Raw genomic sequence first — 19982 nt, forward strand, 5'->3', positions numbered from 1 at the left:
AGGATTCCTATTTTACTCTTTCGGGCCATTATCCCTTTCGCACACAGAAGCGACGTGCCGTTTTGTTTTATTCAACGTAAAAATCGGTAAACGATGAAGCACAAGTATTGGCTTGAAGCGGTACTGCTGTGCGGTGTGATGCAATCAGCCACGGCACAAAGTATCCTTAAAAACAAAGAAGAGAAAGAACTCTCGTTACTACTCAACGAGGTAGTAGTAACAGGTACGGGAACCGAACACTACCTGAAAGACGCCCCCGTGCAGACAGAAGTGCTCACAGGAAAAGCATTGGAACAATACCAAGCACGCAGCATCGATGACCTTCTCAGCGGTCTCAGCCCTTCCCTCACCTTCCATGACGGCGATATGGGCAGCCACATCCAGCTCAACGGACTGAACAACGACTATATCCTCATCATGATAAACGGCAAACGCATGAACGGGGACATCGGCGGACAGAACGACCTCAACCAACTGAATCCCGCCAACATAGAGCGCATCGAGATTGTGAAAGGCGCCGCCTCTTCGCTCTACGGCAGCGATGCCATCGCCGGAGTCATCAATATCATCACCAAACAGAGCAGGGAGAAGATGGAGCTCACCAATACCACCCGTGTGGGCGAGTATGGCGACGTACGGCAGAGCACCAGTTTCGGCTTCAGCTACGGCAAACTGAAATCGGTGACCGGCATCAACTTCCGCCATACCGACGGCTGGCGCAATACGGACATGCAATGGGACCAGAACCAACTGAAGTCCGGCTCTACCATGCTTACCGTCAACCGTTCCAGCAACTACACCCTCTCCGAGAATCTGGAGTGGCGGATAAACAAGAAACTGAACCTCACCGCCGAAGGAACGTACTACGAACGTTGGGTGATGCGTACGCACGGCCCGTGGAAGTACCTGCCCAACGACTTCTACTACCGCAACTACACCTTTGCCGCCGGAAGCAGGTACAAGCTGAACGGGCGCAACTACCTCACCGCCGACCTCTCATACGGCCGCTACGGTTACTTCTACGACTATAAGCTGAAAGACATCACCGACTACTTCAAAGACGGCGACCGCATCACCTACTACCCCGGCCAGCGTATCAAACAAAGCATACAGCAACAAGTGTTGGCACAAGTAAAAGGCATCTTCTATTTTGGCGACCGACACATCCTCAATACCGGTATAGAGTACCAGTACAACCGTCTGGAATCTCCCCACCACATAGCAAACAACATCGCTTCCGTCTATACGCTCGCCGCCTACGCACAGGAAGAATGGACTGCCACGGACAGCTTTATACTGACCGCCGGCGTGCGCGGCACGCAGCACAAGGAAACCGGACTGAACCTCAGCCCCAAAATCTCTGCACTCTACAAAGTCAGCGACTTCAACCTGAGTACTTCCTATGCTATGGGATTCAAAGCGCCTACCATCAAAGAACTCTACTACAAATACACAGGCAGCATCGGCGGCGGCTCTCTCACCGCCTATCATGGCAACACCAACCTCAAGGCGCAAACCTCACAATACGCTTCCGTCAGCGTGGAATACGTAGGGAGCAAGTTCCAAGCGAGCCTGACAGGTTACTCAAACTTTATCCGCAACATGATAGAGCTGGTAGAGATAAAAGTAACCCCCGAAGAGAAACTCCTCGAGATAGAGAAAAGCAAGAGATACACCAACCTCACGAAAGCCCGCATCTACGGAATGGACTTCACTTTCAACTACCGCCCCACAAAAGATATCATGCTGGGAGGCGGGTACAGCTATGCCAATCCGAAAGCGCAGTATGCCGCCGATAAGGACGATAACTACATGAAGTATCTCTATATCGACGCCACATCCAACCATAACGCCATGCTCAACGCCACCTGGCAGCACACGTGGAACTGTTACCGCCTCGGCTTGGGAGTGTACGGCCGATACCAGTCAACCCGCCACTACGTCAACGACAACAACGCCGACGGCTTCCAGACATGGCGCGTCAACACCGCCCATACCCTGATGAAAATGCGGTTCTGGACGCTGACGATGAACATAGGCGTGGACAACCTCTTCGACTACGTAGACCGTACTCCTTTCGGACGCAATCGGGCTACCAGCACGCCGGGAAGGAATTTCTACATCTCGGCGCTCATAAAGTTCAAGAATAAACAAGGAAGTTCACTTCATTAACTCCTAAATTCCCAATAGCAAAATATCTTTTTTATTAATCAATTTACAAACAAAGTATGAAAAGTTTCAAGTTTTATCTGATGGTGGCTCTCGTAGCGGCCACAACTTGCGCAGGATTCACTTCTTGCAGCGACGACGACGATGAAGAAAGTACCGTAAACCCAGCAACCAGGGTAGTAGCCGAAACCAAGAAGCATGACACCGCTATCCTGCTCTGTACTTTCGGAAGTACTTATAATGAATCATTGGATGTTTATGACAACATTATTGCCGATTTCCAAAAGCAGTTTCCTCAAACAGACATCTATATGTCTTTCACCTCACGTACCTGTATCGGTCGTGCAGAAGCTTCGACCGGTGAAGCACGTTACAAACTGGACCAATGGTTGAAAGCTATCGGTGATGCAGGATATACACGCGTAGCCGTACAATCACTTCACGTTATTCCCGGTGAAGAATACCTCTCACTGATGAATACCGACATTAAGAAAAACTTTATGATTGACTGGTATCCACATATTGATGTACTGAAAGGCGCCAACCTGCTCTCTACTGATGATGATACGGAAGAAGTGTCAAAGATTCTTTATAATCATTACAAAGATAAACTGACCGACAAGAAGAACATCGTTCTCTTGATGGGACACGGTAACCCCGATGTGAACTACAATGCCAACGGTAAGTACCTGGATGTACAGAATAAACTACAAGCAAAAGCCGCAAACGGAAATATCTTCGTAGGTACCGTAGACTATGGCGAAATGCTTTTCTGGCCGAAAGAAGAGGAAGAGAAAGAAGCAGACCGTATATCGGTAGCTTCTGCCGAGCAGATGATAAGCAACTATCCCGGCTGCATCTACTCACAAGTGATGAAATATTGCAAAACCAACAATTTACAACCTGCAGACGTAACCATCTACCTTGCTCCTTTCATGTCTATTGCCGGTGACCACGCCCATAACGACCTTTGGGGTATCGAAGCAATAGCCGAAAACAAAGGTTTGGATGAAGTAGAACTCAATACCAACGAATACAGCTGGCGCGAACGTCTGGAAAAAGCAGGTTTCAAGGTAGACAGAGCATTTGAAGCTCACCCCGTAGGCCAGGCCGATGCCGACCACGGTATCAAAGACGGTTGTGGTATCAAAGCTTTGGGCAGCTATCCTGAAATACGTGCAATCTGGGTAAACCACCTGAAAGAACAATGGGATGCCGACGCCTGGGAAAATGGTGAAGATTATCAGCCGGAAGCATAAAGCAAAGTAGAGAACAAAGCATAAAGACACATAATTTTTTTCATCAATAAGAGAATGTGTCCAAAATGAAATTCAATTATCATTTTGGGCACATCCTTCCTTTTAAAATCAGGTATTTTAAAGAATTACAAATCAAAAAAAATAGGCAATTAGATAGGACCTATTATGTTATCTCACCCTTTCCTTTATCAATTAGAAATAAACCCCTATCTTTGTTACCGCTTAGGTGATACACCCGTTGTCCCAACGAGTTGTATAAAAGGGAATCCGGTGCGAAACCGGAACAGTGCCCGCTACTGTAAAGTCACTTTGCTCCGCCTGCTTATCACGCAACGGAGCATGCGGAAAACATTCTTCAAAGCAATACCACTGTCTTACAGACGGTTGTTGATAGCAAACATTAGTTTGAGCACAACGTAAGCCGAGGACGGGAAGGTCTGTTTTTTCCACGAGACTGAGTCAGGAAACCTGCCTTGGCAATTTGCGCAGTCAACGTCTTCCCGGGGTCAGGAAGACAAGTATTAATCTTACATTTTCAATAAATGAGAACTAAATGTTTATTGGCAGCCATACTGTGCTGCCTGACACCCCTGCTCTATGCCCAGACTGCATTGAGCGGAAAAGTAGTGAATGCCGACACAAACGAACCTCTCGCAGGGGTAAATATCCGGATAGACAATAGTCTGACAGGATGCACCACCAACGGAAAAGGAGAATTCACTATCGACAACCTACCTGACAGACAGCACACACTACGATTCTCCTATATTGGTTTCACCCCCAAAAAATACACCACAGACGGACAGAAGAAAAATCTCCTCATAAAACTGGAAGAGAGTTACAACAACATCAGCCAAGTAGTAGTAACCGGAACCGGTACACACCGACGAATGACAGATAGTCCCGTTCCCGTTTCCGTAATCACAGCCAAAGACATAAGTAGCACCAACATATCCACGCTGGAAGAAGCACTGGTAAAACTAACGCCCAATATATCTTCTTACACCAACGGTATGGGTACTACCATGAGCCTGAACGGTATTAACGAAGACTACATATTGATACTGGAAAACGGTAAACGCCTGGCAGGTGAAGACCGCTACACACGTATTAACGTAGCCAATGTCAAACGTATCGAGATACTGAACGGCGCAGCGTCCGCTCTGTACGGAAGTGATGCCATAGGCGGCGTTATCAATATTATCACAGACGATGCCCGGAACACTGTAAACGTGTCCAGCTATACCCACTACTCCAATGAGGGACGCCTGACTGAAAGTGTCAATGCCGATGTCAATGCCGGAAAATTTTCCTCATACACCTCCTACCAGCGTCGTCAGGCAGGAAGTTGGCAGAACAATAACATCGATGAGAACGGCTACGAAACCGGACGACCTACTTCCGTAGGTTTCTACTCCAACACCGTGAACCAGCGTTTCGTATTCAATGCCACAGACAAACTGTCGTTCTATGCGCGCGGTACTTATTATGATAACAAAACCCGCCGTCCGCAAGATGCCACGTACTATGCCAAGAGCAAAGGTCAGTTCGTACTAAAAGACGCCTATACTTACAACCTGAAACATGAAACCTATACTTACGGCGCAGGCATGAAATACATGATAAACCGTTTTGCTTATATCGACGCAGAGTTCTACTCGGACAATTTCTCGTCGGACTATATCTACTTCAAAAAGTCAGGCAGTTACTTGCCGGGCGACCAAGTAACCCGCAAACAAGTACGTTACTACAACGGAAACATAAAAGGTATCTTTCGTTTGGGCAGCCGCAACAAACTGTCAGCCGGTATGGAGTACGTAAACGAAGGACTTGAGAGCGAATCGGATAACATCGCCTCCAAACATATGTACACTTTCGCTTTCTATGCACAGGATGAAATAAAGCTGCCCCTGAACCTGCAAGCCGTATTGGGCATACGCTACATCTACAACCAAAACTTCAAAAGCTATGCCACCCCCAACGTATCGCTGATGTACAAACTTGGCGGATTGAATCTGCGTGCCGCTTATGCAGCGGGTTTCCGTACACCTACCTTATCGCAACTTTATGCCACCGATGAGTCCAAGACCAGCAACCGCTACACTACGGGTAACATCAATCTAAAACCGGAAAAAAATAACTTTTATTCGCTGAATGCAGAGTACAACTACCGTTGGCTTTCTGTATCCGTCACCGGATTCATCAACGACATCCGTGACATGATAAACTACCGTACCCTTTCCGACCAAGAAATACACGACATGGGACTGGATGACAAATACACCACTTTCGATGAGATACGCCAACGTGACAACGTAGACAAGGCAAATACCAAAGGCCTCAGCGTGAATGCCAGTCTGAATATGGGTGCAGGTTTCAGAGTAGGAGGCGGATACACATATATGGATACCGAAGCCAAACAGTTGCAAGCCGATGGCAACTATGAAGTATCGCCCATAGACAAAAGTATCAAGCATATGGGAAATATCAACGGCCAGTGGGAACATACATGGAGCTTCTACCGCTTAAATATAAATGTACATGGACGCCTGCAAGGCGAACGCTATTCACAAACATACGGCTATGCCCCAAAATTCCAGCAATGGGATTTGAACACCCGCCATACTTTCAATCTGAAGGCCATTATTTTGGAACCGGGCGTAGGCATTGAAAACATCTTCGATAAAATAGACGACCGCCCTTGGAACAATAACTTCTCGACACTCAATCCGGGACGCTCGGTATATGTGAGTTTGTCGGTACGATTTAAAAAATAAGGTAATAATCAATCAATTTTGTTTATGAAAACTTCTCTCCTCTCTCTGTTCCTTGCCGTTTCTCTCTTCTGCACTGCTCATGAAGGGGGAAATTTCGTGCCCAGCGATATGCTGGCAAGCATAAAACCCGGTGAAAAAGCCGCACTACTCATGGTGCACTTCGGCACTACACACGATGACACACGTGCACAGACCATTGATGCCGTCAACGTCAAAGCACGAAACACTTTTCCCGAACTGGAATTTCGTGAAGCCTACACTTCGCGTATCATCATACGCCGCCTTAAAGCACGCGGTGTCAACAAACCGACTCCGTTGGACGCACTGCTTCAACTGCGTGGCGAAGGCTATACACACATTATCGTACAAAGTACCAATATCATTGACGGTGTAGAAATGGAATCACTGCGTCGTGACGTGGAGAGCGTATCACCTTTCTTCAAGGAAATACGCGTAGGTACTCCCTTGCTATATTCTGTAGAAGATTCGGAAAAGGTTGCTGATATTCTGGGGCAACGGTTCAATGCTCGGGCACAAAACGCCAAGAAGAAAGACAAAGAACATTTCGTGTTGGTAGGGCACGGAACATATACGCCCAGTACTGCTACATACTGCCAAATGGACTATATGCTAAAAGCTGCCGGATTCAGCAATTTCCATGTAGGTACCATTGAAGGTTATCCCGCTTTCGAAAATATGCTGGCACAACTGAAAACCGCCAAAGCCAAGAATGTGACCCTTATCCCCTTTATGTTCGTAGCCGGCGACCATGCCAAGAACGATATTGCCGGAGAATGGAAAGAACAGCTTGAAAAGGAAGGATATACCGTTCGCACACTTTTGGAAGGTTTGGGACAAGTGCCCGAAATACAGGAAATCTTTATAGACCATATCCGTTTCGGACTAAAACACCGTATACTAAATATCATGGAGAAGAAAAAGGCATATGCAGCCGGTAAAGAACCGGAATGAGAAAATTGTCGTTTCATGCCTTGAATGTGGTAATTTGAATATATCTTTGTAGATTATATTTTGTAACGTAATAAGCATAATGGTTTAATACAAATCTACACGCTTGACAAATAGTAATAACTGAGAGATTAAATGAAACAACCCAGAATAATTGTTGCAGGCATCGGCCCGGGTAATGAGCAAGACATTACACCCGCCGTTATTGCCGCTTTGCAAGAAGCGGATGTAGTAGTGGGATATAAATACTATTTCCGGTTTGTCACTCCTCACCTTCGCCCCGGCACGGAATGTATAGATACGGGGATGAAACGGGAACGTGTCCGTGCCGAACAAGCCTTTGAACTGGCGGAACAGGGAAAAACGGTATGTGTCATCAGTTCCGGTGATGCAGGAATTTACGGCATGACTCCGCTTGTACATGAAATGAAACGGGAACGATGCAGCAACGTGGAGATTGTCTCCCTGCCGGGTATCAGTGCTTTCCAGAAAGCGGCCTCTTTACTGGGTGCTCCTGTGGGACACGACTTCTGCGTAATCTCCCTCTCAGACTTAATGACTCCATGGGAGCGCATCGAGAAACGTATTATAGCCGCTGTCGCCGCTGATTTTGTGACAGCCGTCTACAATCCCAAGAGCGAAGGGCGTTACTGGCAACTGTACCGACTGAAGGAATTGTTCTTACAAGAAGGGCGTTCGCCGCAAACGCCTGTGGGATATGTACGCCAGGCAGGACGCCCCGAACAGGAAGTGCACATAACAACACTGGAAGCGTTCAATCCCGAAGAGATAGATATGTTTACCATTGTACTGATAGGCAATTCGCAGTCGTACGAGTGGAACGGAACGATGATTACTCCGCGGGGATATTACAGGGAAGAGACCGGAATCCGTAAAGGTCAACTTGAAACTGCCAAACCTCAACTTCAGAATCCTAAAGGTCAACTCCATACTAACAAAGGTCAGGATATTATGATACGCAGTTTCCGTACCATCGAGAAAGAACTGAAGAACAAGAATATTCCCCTCGACCATAAATGGGCGCTGTTGCACGCCATCCACACCACTGCTGACTTTGAAATGGAGAAATTGCTGCACACAGACGAAAAAGCCGTGGAGACCTTGTATCAAGGCATCATAGAGGGACGCATACGCACAATCATTACAGACGTGACAATGGCGGCCAGCGGTATTCGCAAAGGGGCTTTGGAACGTTTGGGTGTAGAGGTAAAATGCTATCTCGGTGATTCTCGTACCGCTGCAATGGCATCAGAGAAAGGTATCACCCGTACACAGGCGGGCACACGCCTTGCCGTTGAAGATTATCCCGATGCCCTCTTCGTATTCGGCAACGCTCCGACTGCACTAATGGAACTCTGCGACCTTATACGCAAAGGAAAAGCACATCCCACAGGAATTATCGCTGCTCCGGTAGGCTTTGTACACGTACAGGAGTCCAAACATATGATTAAACCTTTCATCCGGATTCCGAAAATAATTGTGGAAGGACGCAAAGGAGGAAGTAATCTCGCCGCAACATTGGTAAACTCTATTTTGTGTTACAATGATGCGGAATTGTTAAGACCGGGACGAGATGTGTGAAATAGTAATCAGTGATTAGAGATTAGGGATGGAACGGAAATTTATCATTATAGGAATGGACGATAACCGAGTACCTTTCTTTTCGCCGGAAGTATTGGAACACATACGGAATGGAAAGGTATTTTCGGGAGGAGTACGACATAGGGGGATTGTCAAAAGCTTATTGCCGGAAGATGCGGAATGGATTTCCATTTCCGTACCATTGGATAATGTGTTCGCACAATATGAAAGAGTGTTCGGCAGTGACGAATACAGACAAACTGAATCGGATATCAGTCAAATTATTATTTTCGCATCGGGCGACCCCTTGTTTTTCGGCTTTGCCAATACGGTAAAACGGAAACTGCCGGATGCGGACATCAAGCTTTATCCATCTTTCAACTCACTACAAACATTAGCACACCGTCTCGTAATGCCCTACAATGATATGCGCACCGTTTCGCTGACAGGACGTCCCTGGCATGACTTCGACCGCGCTCTGATTGAACGTGCTCCCAAGATAGGTGTCCTCACCGACCGGGAACATACACCCGCCGCTATCGCCGCCCGTATGCTGGAGTACGGCTACCAACGATATACAATGTATGTAGGGGAACATCTCGGCAATCCTGAAAAAGAACGTATCCGTCACATGACATTGAAAGAAGCGGTACAAGACGAGTTTCAGTATCCTAATAACCTGTTGCTTTATGCCACCTCCTTTCCCGAATCCCGTCCTTTCGGCATCCCCGATGAACAGTTCGCCCATCTGGACGGACGTGCCCGGATGATAACCAAAGCCCCTATCCGCTTGCTCACATTGCAGGCATTGGAACTGAACCGACATCGTGTATTCTGGGATATAGGCTTCTGCACCGGCTCGGTTTCCATTGAAGCCCGATTACAGTTTCCCCACCTTACGATAGTTTCCTTTGAAATACGTGAAGAAGGCAAAGAACTGATGAATATCAACAGCCGCCGTTTCGGTACACCGGGCATTACGGCAATCATCGGCGACTTCCTGCAAACGGCAACCGATACCCTCTCCCGCCCCGATGCCGTCTTTATAGGCGGACACGGTGGACATCTGCCGGAAATGCTGATGAAAATAAAAGAAACGTTACAGCCCAACGGCTGCATAGTTTTCAACTCCGTATCGGCAGAAAGTAAAAACGCATTCATAGAAGGAGCAAAAGCCGCCGGCTTTACACTGCATCCTTCTACACGTATTGCACTGAATGATTATAATCCAATTGAAATTATGAAAGCGACACTTTCATAATTTCAATTAAATAAGATATATCCATTATGAAAACCGATACTCTCCATATGAAGACAGCTATCATGCTCATCTCGGAAGCCGGACTGTCTTCTGCACAACTACTGCTCAAAGAGTTTCCTGAAGCGGAAATTTTCACCCCACGCCATGAAGACGGGTGTACGCATATAGAATCGACCGGCACCTTCATCGTTGAGAACTTCAACCGCTACGATGCATTTATTTTTATCGGCGCTATGGGCATCTGCGTACGCTCCATTGCTCCCTGCGTGAAGAATAAGTACACCGACCCCGCCGTAATTTGCGTGGACAGTACCGGCAAATATGCCATTTCCGTCCTCTCCGGACATATCGGTGGAGCTAACGAACTGACCGAAATAATAGCAGGTACACTGGGAGCCGAACCCATAATAACTACCCAAAGCGACCTCACCGGATTATGGGCACTGGACAAGCTGCCCGAACGCTTCGACTGGTTTCCGGTAATCAATGTAGACGCTTCGGCCCTCCTGCTGGCAGAGCTTGCCAAAACTCCCGAAGAGAAAATGAAAGCATGTATGAACGAGCCTATCAGTCTCTTTGTAGCCGGCAAGCCGACAGCTCTGCTGCTCGAAGTCCGAGACAAGGGTACTGACTGGCTCGAAGCCCATCTTCCTCCCCACGTAGAGGTTTTCTACCGACTGAAAGACATCAAGCCTTCCTGCTTTAAACTGGTGCTGTGCGTTTCTCCGCAAGTGCCCTACATAGAAGAAGTACCGTCCATCTGTTATGTACCACGCGTACTACACATCGGTATCGGACTTGCCCGCCAAGCCGGGCCTACGAAGAAAGTAGTGGAAAATATTTTGGACAGTTTGAAAGAATACAACATCCTTCATCAGGCCATCGCATCCATTTCCACAATTGACGCCAAGCGTGATGAACCGGTAGTGAAGTCGCTCAAAAAGAAATATAATATTCATTTTTATACAGCCGGGGAACTGGCGACAGTAGATGTGCCACACCCCAGTAAAACAGTAATGAAGCACATGGGAACACCCAGTGTAAGCGAAGCCGCGGCACTGCTCTCTGCCGGAAACAGCCAATTGATAATGCCAAAACAAAAAGGTGAGAACTATACGGTAGCAGCTGCCATGGATATTTGTGTCTCGCGCCGGGGGCACATTGAGATTGTCGGTGCAGGTCCCGGCGATCCCGACCTTATCTCCGTACGCGGACGGGAAATGTTGGAAAAGGCCGACCTCATTCTTTATGCAGGCAGCCTTGTGCCCCGTGAACTGACACTCTGTGCCAAACCCGGAGCAACAGTCCGCAGTTCCGCTTCTATGGACTTGGAGGAGCAGTTCGCACTAATGAAGGAATTCTACGATAAAGGCAAGTTCATCGTACGCCTGCATACCGGTGATCCCTGCATTTACGGAGCGATACAGGAACAGATGAATTACTTTGACCGATATGGCATGAGTTATCACATCACACCGGGTATATCTTCTTTCCAAGCAGCGGCGGCAGCTTTAAAGTCGCAGTTCACTATTCCGGAGAAGGTGCAAAGCATCATACTCACCCGTGGCGAAGGACGAACCCCCATGCCCGAACGGGAAAAGCTGCACCTCATGGCACACTCGCAAAGTACTATGTGCATCTTCCTTAGCGCAGGCATTGCAGAACAGGTGCAAACTGAACTTCTGCAGGAATATCCGGAAACGACCCCCGTAGCCGTATGCTATCACCTGACTTGGAAGGACGAGCGCATCTTCCGGGGAGAACTGAAAGACCTTGCCCGAATAGTGAAAGAGAACAACCTGACCCTGACAACCATGATTGTTGTAGGCGAGGCTATCGGCAATCGTGAGGGACTGTCGCGACTATATGCACACGAATTCAAACACTTATTCAGAAAATAAAAATATGATACTGATATTAGGCGGTACAACCGAGGGACGCATAGCCGTCCAAACACTTGAGGAAGCCGGAAAGCCCTTCTATTATTCTACCAAGGGCAATGAACAGGACATTCCTCTGCACAACGGCATCCGCCTGCAAGGTGGCATGGACAACATCAGCTTGGAAAACTTCTGCCGTAAAAAGAACATCTCACTGCTGATAGATGCCGCCCACCCCTTTGCCGAAGAGCTGCACCGGAACGTCAGTGAAGTATCCGACAAGCTCCATATACCGGCTATACGCTACGAACGCACCTATCCGGACAGGCAGGACGACTATATCACATGGTGTGACAATTACGAAGATGCCATCTGCCGGATAAGAAGAGAAGAAATTTATATATTACTGGCATTGACCGGAGTACAGTCCATAGGCAAGCTGAAAGCACTTTGGCAGGAAAGCTGCCGCTGTTACTTCCGCATCCTCGACCGTGACAGTTCACGCGAACTGGCTAATCGCCAAAACTTCCCTGAAGAATACCTGTGCTACTATCATGCCGGAGAGGATGAACGCCAGCTGATGAGCCGACTTCACCCCGAAGCCATCTTGCTTAAAGAAAGCGGCATATCCGGAGGATTTCCCGAAAAGGTGGAGGCCGCCCGCGAACTGGGCATCCATATCTTTGCAATAAAACGCCCTCCCCTTCCCGATAAATTCCTGACAGTGACCGGTGAATACAGCCTGCGCAGAATGGTAGAGAAATATATGCCTGAGTTCTACCCCCTGCACAGCGGACTTACTACCGGTACTTGCGCTGCCGCAGCTGCAGTGGCTGCTGTGTGGGATTTATTCAACACCAGTGGACAGCCACGTCCCAAAGAGTTTCCAATAGTTCTGCCCAATGGGGAGAAGATAGGCGTTCCCGTTGGAAATCTGGAGAAATATCCTCATACCAGCTTTCTGAACGATGACTGGATGATGGAAACAGAAGCCTATGTCATAAAAGATGCGGGAGATGACCCCGACATTACCAACGGAATGCAAATAAGGGCAAATGTGGCAATACCGTTCAAGATGGACGACTCTGACGAAGAGGATGAAGTATACGGAGATGACTACAACATTATCATTGCCGGAGGTGAAGGCATAGGCATCGTCACCCTGTCCGGACTAGGACTGGAACTGGGTACATCCGCCATTAATCCTACTCCGCGCAAGATGATAGAGAACAATGTAAAGCTATGTCTTGAACGTCTCCATATACCCAAGCATCTCAATCCGTTTCTTGTCACTATCTCCGTACCCGGTGGAGAAGAAATAGCCAAACGTACTTTCAATCCCAGGCTGGGTATAGAGGGAGGCATATCTATCATCGGCACATCGGGCATCGTGAAACCCTTCTCCAGCGAGGCGTTCATCGGTTCTATCCGCAAGTCGATGGAGGTGGCACATGCCACAGGCAGTCCGCGTATCGTTATCAGTTCCGGAGCAAAGAGTGAGAAATACATCAAAGCATATTATTCCGGACTGCCGGCGCAGTCCTTTGTACATTATGGCAACTTCATCGGAGAGACTTTGAGGATTGCCGACGAATTGAAACTGCCTTATGTCACATTAGGAGTCATGATGGGCAAAGCGGTGAAGCTGGCGGAAGGCAATCTCGACACCCACAGCAAGAAAGTGACAATGAACAAGGATTTCATTCAAGATATTGCCCGCCGGTCAGGTTGTAAAGAAGATGTATTGGCCGCTATCCGGCAAATGAATCTGGCACGGGAGTTATGGGATATTATCCCTACAGAAAAGACGGAGGCTTTCTCCAAACTACTGATAGAACATTGTCGTCAATGCTGCGCTCCTCTATTACCCAACGGAGAACTTACCATATTACTAATCAGTGAAAGTGGAAAAATATACGTATGAAAAAGGTAATGATGATAATCAGTCTGGCGGTTGCTGCATTAACCGTACAAGCTCAATCACCTTTCTCCTTTTATGCAGAGACGGGAATAGGGACTTCCCGTCTCTACGGAAGACATTCCGGCAGTGACACGCAAATATCCTATAAAACGGGAGTAGGTGCAGAATATACGCTCAATAAAACTTGGGCGTTGCAATCTGCCCTGGAATTTGTATCCATAGGTGGAAAGGACAATATAAAATATGTTGAGAATACTCTGATAAATGCCAAGATGAATGAATTATACTTGCAGATACCTCTCATGGCGGCTACACGACTGCCTTTGGGAAAGAATTATCATGCAGCGGTAATCTTTGGCCCATACATAGCTTGTGGTATAGGCGGAAAGACATCCGGCAGCATACCACACGATTTTGACGGTCATAGCCGTTTCAAGATAGATACTTTTGGCAGTGTACTGGAAAACAACGCCGGAAACAGACGGTTGGATGGTGGCATTATCGTAAAAATCGCATTTCAGTACCACAAATTCATTATCGGTGCAGAGGCACAAATGGGACTGGTAAAGATTAATCAACAACTGAGACAAGTAATAGATACAAAAGAGTTCCGTAATTACCTGCCCAAGAATTTCGCCTCATTCTTTACCATAGGGTATAAATTCCGATAAAGACCGGATAATTATCATTTGCAAAGCAAAGACTCGTGGAGCTTCGATAATAAATCTTCGATACAGGTAAGACATAGCGGCGTTTCACCGGGTTGATGCAAAATAAATGTCCCGTCTCCTTTCAAATCACCTGTTTCGATATAGGTTTCCGACTCTACATTACGGTTAGCAAGTATGCCGTTACGCTGCAAAGCCTTGCGCACCATGGCATACCTCTGCCCATGTCCTACCAAACGCACCTGCGAGATATATTCATTGTCTACACGGAACAATCCGGTCTCCAAGTCGAATACAATGCCTTTACGGGCAAAGAAATTACTGAGGCTACCGTTCAGGGACAAATCCTCGGGAGTACCGATAGTAACACCGTTCACTTTGTCCATAAGCCAGATTTTATCGGCTATTTGCAGAGCCAGTTCAAGGTCGTGCGTAGAAAGAAAAATGGTCTTGTCTGTCTGCCGGCTGAGATGGTGTAACAGTTGCATCATCTCCACCTTACTGGGAAAATCAAGAAAGGCGGTAGGTTCGTCCAGATAAATCACCGGAGTTTCTTGGGCAAGCGCTTTAGCTATCATTACTTTCTGGCGCTCACCGTCACTCAATGTATGCACCATCCGGTGCGCCAAATGAGAAATACCGACCAGAGCAATGGAGTGTTCCACCACACGCTTGTCTTCCTTGGTCAGCGTACCCCAAAAACCGGTATAGGGACTGCGTCCCAATCCTATCAATTCCGTAACGGACATATTGCGGATGTCGCACTTCTCCGTCAGCACCACGCTGATAACGCGTGACAGTTCTTTATCGGTATAGGATTCAATCTCTTTTCCCTGAATACGTATCTCTCCTCCCAGCTTGGGCTGAAAAGCGGACAAGGTACGTAGCAGTGTGGACTTACCTACTCCGTTAGCACCCAACAGACAGGTCAGTTCACCACTGTTGATACCGGCACAAATACCGTCCGCCACCACTTTCACATCACTCTTACCGGGATACCCGATAGAGAGATTCTCGATATGTATAGTCTCGTTTTTCAATATATATATGGTATTATAGTTTGATATACTTGATACGCTCGTTTGATGTACTTGATATGGTTGTTTGATATACTTGATACTTTTATTCGTTCAACTCCCCTTTCCTCTTTCTGAAAAGTACGGATGCAACGACCGGAGCTCCTACCAATGCCGTTACCGAATTGACAGGTAACGCTCCCTCGAATCCCGGCATACGGGCTATCAGATTGCACACCAACGCCAATGCAGCGCCTACCAGCAAGGTGGCGGGCATCAAGATGCGATGGTCGGATGTGTGGAAAATAGCACGGCACAAATGAGGTACTGCCAATCCTATAAACATGATAGGCCCGCAGTAGGCGGTGACAATAGCCACCAACACCCCGGAACAGGATATGACAAGCAGCCGCGCCCGCTTGATGTTCAATCCCAAATTACGCGCATAGCCGTCACCCAACAGCAGCAGGTTCATGGTCTTTATCAGCAGGAACGACAAGGGCAGCAATACTGCCATGATACAGACAAACAGCAACATCTGGTCACCGGAGACACGTGCAAAGCTGCCCAATCCCCAAATAACGTAAGCACGTATATCCTCTTCCACACTGAAATATTTCAGTACGCCGATAATGGCGCTTGCCACATAGCCTATCATCACACCGATAATCAGCAGTGTTACGTTTCCCTTTACCTTTTGGGAAACGTAAACTATCAGTGCCATGACGAACAATGCCCCTATAATAGCTGCAACCGACAATGCCACCTCTCCCATATATCCCAAACGGCTCAGCGCCACACCGCCCATGGCACCGGACAGCAGTACTACGCAAGCCACCCCCAAACTCGCCCCCGAACTGATGCCCAGTACCGAAGGTCCCGCCAACGGATTGCGAAACACCGTCTGCATCTGCAAACCGCTGACTGAAAGTCCCGCTCCCGCCACCAATGCGGTCAGAGCCTGCGGTACACGGCTTTTCCAAATGATATTGCTCCAAATAATCTCTTGATTGCTCATCACATCGGGAGTGGAAGCTACTCCTGTACCCCACAATAAGTCCCATATCTTGCCAAATGGGATATGAACAGAACCCAACAGCAGGTTCAGCAGAAAGAACAGGAAGATGAATGCCAATATCAATATCATCAACAGCAGCGTAGGTCTTTTCATCATTTCAAGCGCTCGTAATAAGTAGGTTCATAATCGGGTAACAAGTCAGGATGAAAAGCATGAATCAAATCTTCCAATACTATCTCGGGCTGCATGGGCATACTCTCATAGAAAGGCTTCTCACGCATATTGCAATAAATTACCCCTTTCTCACGGAAGGCGCGAAAGTCGGCATAACGAGGGTCTAAAGACTTCAAGGCATCGTAAGAGAATGTTCCGTCGTAACTGTTGACGATACGCCAATAGTCGGCACTCTCCGCCCGGCTGTACACCGTCTCGAAGTCCAGCATTACGCCGCCCGAACGCGGGTCGTCTTTCAGGAAATAGTCCGCACCGGCATCACGAAACAACTCGGCAAGAAAACTCTTTCCGCCTACCGCATACCAGTTGCCGCCACGTATTTCACCGCTGAACACCACAGGACGCCTTTTCACGCCCGCCACCAACTCCCTCAACTCATTATACCGCTTCTCTATCTCGGCAAACTTGGCATTCGCCTCGGCTTCCTGCCCGATGAACATACCGATAAACTTTATCCACTCTGCCTGTCCCAACGGAGTCATCTCTTTATACCCCAGATGCGGAACCAGCGGAATGCCTATCTCACGCATGGCGTCATATCCGCCCCGCTTGAAAGGAGAGATAAAGATTACATCGGGGGCTATACTCATAATCACCTCATTATCGAAATTACCTTCAATCCCTATTTTGGATGTTTCACCCGATTTCAGACGCCCGTTCATCTCCTTATTGAAAAGGTGGCGGGTACTGGTGATGCCCACCACATAATCGCAAGCATCCAAACGGATAAAGTTGGACAGTTGCAGGGAAGTCATGCAGATGACACGCTTCACCGGAGTCTCTATCACGGTATAATCGGCGGGAATGCCGGCAGGCTTCGTACCTCTTGGCACTAAAGCATACCGAAAGGTATTCCCCTCTTCTTTCTGAGGGTCGCGTATGTCCACCAGACGTACATTTCCCGGCAGATATTTCACCGTATATCCTTTGGCATAGGTAGGAATAATAGCAGAAGCAGTATCCGTAGCGGAGACTGCAACAGCTGTGGAATCGGAATTGCCGGACATTTGCCGGGACTTTGCCCCGCAAGAAGTCATAGACAATGCACACGCAAATGCAATACCTATGAGAGGTAATCTGGTCATGATTATTCGGGTTTTATATTTCAGGGCACAATATTCGGCAATTTTGGGGAGATACGCAAACTCTCCCCAAACAAATCGTTATAATCGTTATATAAAGAAACAGAATCTATAAGTTCATCAAATCATTCAACGCCTCGCTCATACTTGGATGCGTGAAGATGAAATCGCGCAGGAAAGTATACTCCTGTCCTGTCTTCATGGCCATCGCCACCAAGTTGATTACTTCACTCGACTCCGGACCGAACAACGTACAACCCACTATCTTATCGGTATCGGCATCTACTATCACCTTGAACAACCCGTTCGTATTGCCCAATGTGCGAGCACGCGGAATAGCGGCAACGGGTAGTTTGTTTACCTTGATATTCAAGCCTCTCTTACGGGCTTCAACCTCGCTCATGCCAATGCGCGAAAGGGGCGGATCGATAAATACCGAATAACCCACCGGCTCACGGTCGGACACCTTGCGCTCACCCGCTCCAAACAAGTCCTCACGAAGAATGCGATAATCGTCCAACGAAATGTAAGTGAACTGTAAGCCGCCTTTCACATCACCGATAGCACGAATGTTAGGATTGGTGGTCTGCAAATGCTCGTTCACGATGATAGCGCCACGTTCGTCCACTTCCACACCTGCCGCTGCCAAGTTCAAACCTGCGGTATTGGGCCGGCGTCCGGTTGCCAGGAGAATGGCATCCGCATCCAGTCGCAGAACCTCGCCCGTCACAGCATCCTGATAGACAACCACCGTACCGTCCACGGACTGTACACGGGCGTTCAGACGGAAGGCAACACCCTTCTTCTCCAGTACTTCTTGCACGCTGGCGGCGATGTCACGGTCTTCGCGAGCTATCAGTTCGGCATAACTTTCCAGTACCGTTACCTGCGAACCGAAAGAAGCATACATCGAAGCAAATTCCAAACCGATATATCCGCCACCCACAATAACAAGGTGTTTGGGAAGTTCCTCCAACTCCATTATGGAAGTACTGGTGTACACCTTCGGATTATCCCTTACCCCCTCAATGGGAGGAATAACGGTTTCAGCCCCCGTATTGACAAATATCTGCGGGGCTTGAAGCTGAATAGTTTCTTCCGCCATGCGTACCTCTACCGCATCGGGAGCGATGAAAGAGCCCGTACCTGTATATACCGTTATATTGGGGTTGTCTGCCAGGTTATGGTAGTTCTTCTGACGCAGGAACGAGGTTACTTCCTCTTTCCTTGCAACAGACCGGCGGTAGTATGCCTGTTTCTGTTCCCAAGACGCGTTCTTATCCGCCAGTTCAGCCGAATGTACCAATGTCTTGGTCGGGATACACCCGATATTGATGCACGTACCTCCGTACATCTTATCCGAGCGCTCTATCATGGCAACGGTGAAATTCCGCTTCGCCAATTCGGCGGCAAGTGTCTTGCCGCCTTTTCCAAAGCCTATGATAATAGCATCATACTTCTTCATACTTATTTCTTTAATTGATTCAAGACTCTTTTTGCGCTGTCTGCCAGTACCACGATAGCTCCGGCAAGGATAGCGGTATCTTTAATGACCAGTCGTCCGGCTCCGGTCAGTAAAGGGAAACCATGCTCTCCGCTTCCCAAGTCGGGAACCCATACCTCAGGAGTGGTGACAAGGAACGAAAGCGTGCCGACAGTCATTATGATGGCAAGTACAGCCCCCACCAATCCGATTTTGGGAGAGAATATCCCCAAGAAAGTAAGGATGCCGATTGTCATAATCAATATGCCAAGGCCGTAGGAAAAGCCGTAAGTATTGTTCTCTACGTGCCATTGGTGCTTAGCTTCATTGAACTCACCCTCTTTCAGTTTATATTCCTTGTATTCCGGTGCAGGCTTGTTGTAGAAGAAGCTCATGAACGGACTGTTCGCCACAAACGGAACGATTCCTTCGGCTTCGTAATTCCAGAATTTCAAACCGCCTATCCATACAAATATCACAAGGATAGCCACACGGATTAAGTTAATGCCTAACTTTTGGGAAGAAGCGGCAAGTGTCAGTGCCGCAATGAACAGGTTTTGTAATTTCGTTTTCATTTTCATTTTGTTTTTTATTGAGTTATAATGATTGACTTTGCAAATATCCCTGTTTCCCGCCGGCTGTG

At 47.8% G+C, this 19982-nt stretch carries 13 protein-coding genes, 2 pseudogenes and 1 riboswitch; of the genes and pseudogenes, 10 read left to right on the plus strand and 5 right to left on the minus strand.

The window, feature by feature from the left end:
- Window positions 1-93 precede the first annotated feature (93 nt).
- The 10 genes and pseudogenes from DW121_RS11165 to DW121_RS11205 all read left to right on the plus strand — a co-directional run bounded on the left by DW121_RS11165 (window position 94) and on the right by DW121_RS11205 (window position 14509).
- The gene (locus tag DW121_RS11165) at window positions 94-2172 is read left to right on the plus strand and encodes a TonB-dependent receptor plug domain-containing protein (RefSeq protein ID WP_118323786.1); all 2079 of its coding nucleotides are present in this window, start codon (window positions 94-96) and stop codon (window positions 2170-2172) included.
- A 56-nt stretch (window positions 2173-2228) separates the two neighbouring features.
- On the plus strand, window positions 2229-3428 hold the full coding sequence (locus tag DW121_RS11170) for a sirohydrochlorin cobaltochelatase (RefSeq protein ID WP_118323787.1): 1200 nt from the start codon (window positions 2229-2231) through the stop codon (window positions 3426-3428).
- A gap of 207 nt (window positions 3429-3635) precedes the next feature.
- Window positions 3636-3919: riboswitch (cobalamin riboswitch) on the plus strand.
- A 51-nt stretch (window positions 3920-3970) separates the two neighbouring features.
- Window positions 3971-6205: a TonB-dependent receptor gene (locus DW121_RS11175; protein ID WP_118323788.1), complete on the plus strand. Its 2235-nt coding sequence runs from the start codon at window positions 3971-3973 to the stop codon at window positions 6203-6205.
- A gap of 24 nt (window positions 6206-6229) precedes the next feature.
- Window positions 6230-7177 (plus strand): sirohydrochlorin cobaltochelatase, encoded by a 948-nt coding sequence (locus tag DW121_RS11180; protein WP_118323789.1) that lies wholly within the window; start codon window positions 6230-6232, stop codon window positions 7175-7177.
- Window positions 7178-7309: 132 nt separating this feature from the next.
- A pseudogene (cobJ, locus tag DW121_RS15935) lies at window positions 7310-8057 on the plus strand (precorrin-3B C(17)-methyltransferase); the annotation flags it as partial.
- Window positions 8058-8125: 68 nt separating this feature from the next.
- Window positions 8126-8776, plus strand: a pseudogene (locus DW121_RS15940) (precorrin-8X methylmutase); the annotation flags it as partial.
- A gap of 28 nt (window positions 8777-8804) precedes the next feature.
- The gene (gene cbiE, locus DW121_RS11190; protein WP_117712746.1) at window positions 8805-10037 is read left to right on the plus strand and encodes a precorrin-6y C5,15-methyltransferase (decarboxylating) subunit CbiE; all 1233 of its coding nucleotides are present in this window, start codon (window positions 8805-8807) and stop codon (window positions 10035-10037) included.
- 47 nt (window positions 10038-10084) lie between these two features.
- Complete coding sequence (cobM, locus tag DW121_RS11195) at window positions 10085-11938, plus strand: precorrin-4 C(11)-methyltransferase (RefSeq protein ID WP_117712794.1); 1854 nt, start codon at window positions 10085-10087, stop codon at window positions 11936-11938.
- 4 nt (window positions 11939-11942) lie between these two features.
- Complete coding sequence (gene cbiD / locus DW121_RS11200) at window positions 11943-13841, plus strand: cobalt-precorrin-5B (C(1))-methyltransferase CbiD (protein ID WP_118323791.1); 1899 nt, start codon at window positions 11943-11945, stop codon at window positions 13839-13841.
- Window positions 13838-14509, plus strand: a complete 672-nt coding sequence (locus DW121_RS11205) for an outer membrane beta-barrel protein (RefSeq protein WP_118323792.1) — start codon at window positions 13838-13840, stop codon at window positions 14507-14509. Before cbiD ends, DW121_RS11205 begins: the two co-directional genes overlap by 4 nt.
- A gap of 14 nt (window positions 14510-14523) precedes the next feature.
- Here DW121_RS11205 and DW121_RS11210 read toward each other — a convergent pair whose 3' ends face one another.
- The 5 genes from DW121_RS11210 to DW121_RS11230 form a co-directional block, all read right to left on the minus strand.
- Window positions 14524-15546 carry an ABC transporter ATP-binding protein gene (locus DW121_RS11210; RefSeq protein ID WP_118323793.1) on the minus strand — a complete coding sequence of 341 codons (1023 nt, stop codon included), beginning with the start codon at window positions 15544-15546 and terminating at the stop codon, window positions 14524-14526.
- Window positions 15547-15628: 82 nt separating this feature from the next.
- Complete coding sequence (locus tag DW121_RS11215; protein ID WP_118323843.1) at window positions 15629-16693, minus strand: iron ABC transporter permease; 1065 nt, start codon at window positions 16691-16693, stop codon at window positions 15629-15631.
- Window positions 16693-17859 carry an ABC transporter substrate-binding protein gene (locus tag DW121_RS11220; RefSeq protein WP_118323794.1) on the minus strand — a complete coding sequence of 389 codons (1167 nt, stop codon included), beginning with the start codon at window positions 17857-17859 and terminating at the stop codon, window positions 16693-16695. The genes DW121_RS11215 and DW121_RS11220 overlap by 1 nt, the downstream gene beginning before the upstream one ends.
- A 106-nt stretch (window positions 17860-17965) precedes the next feature.
- Complete coding sequence (locus DW121_RS11225; RefSeq protein WP_118323795.1) at window positions 17966-19321, minus strand: FAD-dependent oxidoreductase; 1356 nt, start codon at window positions 19319-19321, stop codon at window positions 17966-17968.
- Window positions 19322-19323: 2 nt separating this feature from the next.
- On the minus strand, window positions 19324-19914 hold the full coding sequence (locus DW121_RS11230; protein ID WP_118323844.1) for a DUF417 family protein: 591 nt from the start codon (window positions 19912-19914) through the stop codon (window positions 19324-19326).
- Window positions 19915-19982 lie beyond the last annotated feature (68 nt).

Origin of the sequence: Bacteroides sp. AM10-21B, assembly GCF_003472565.1 — a bacterium.
Lineage (GTDB): Bacteria > Bacteroidota > Bacteroidia > Bacteroidales > Bacteroidaceae > Bacteroides > Bacteroides propionicigenes.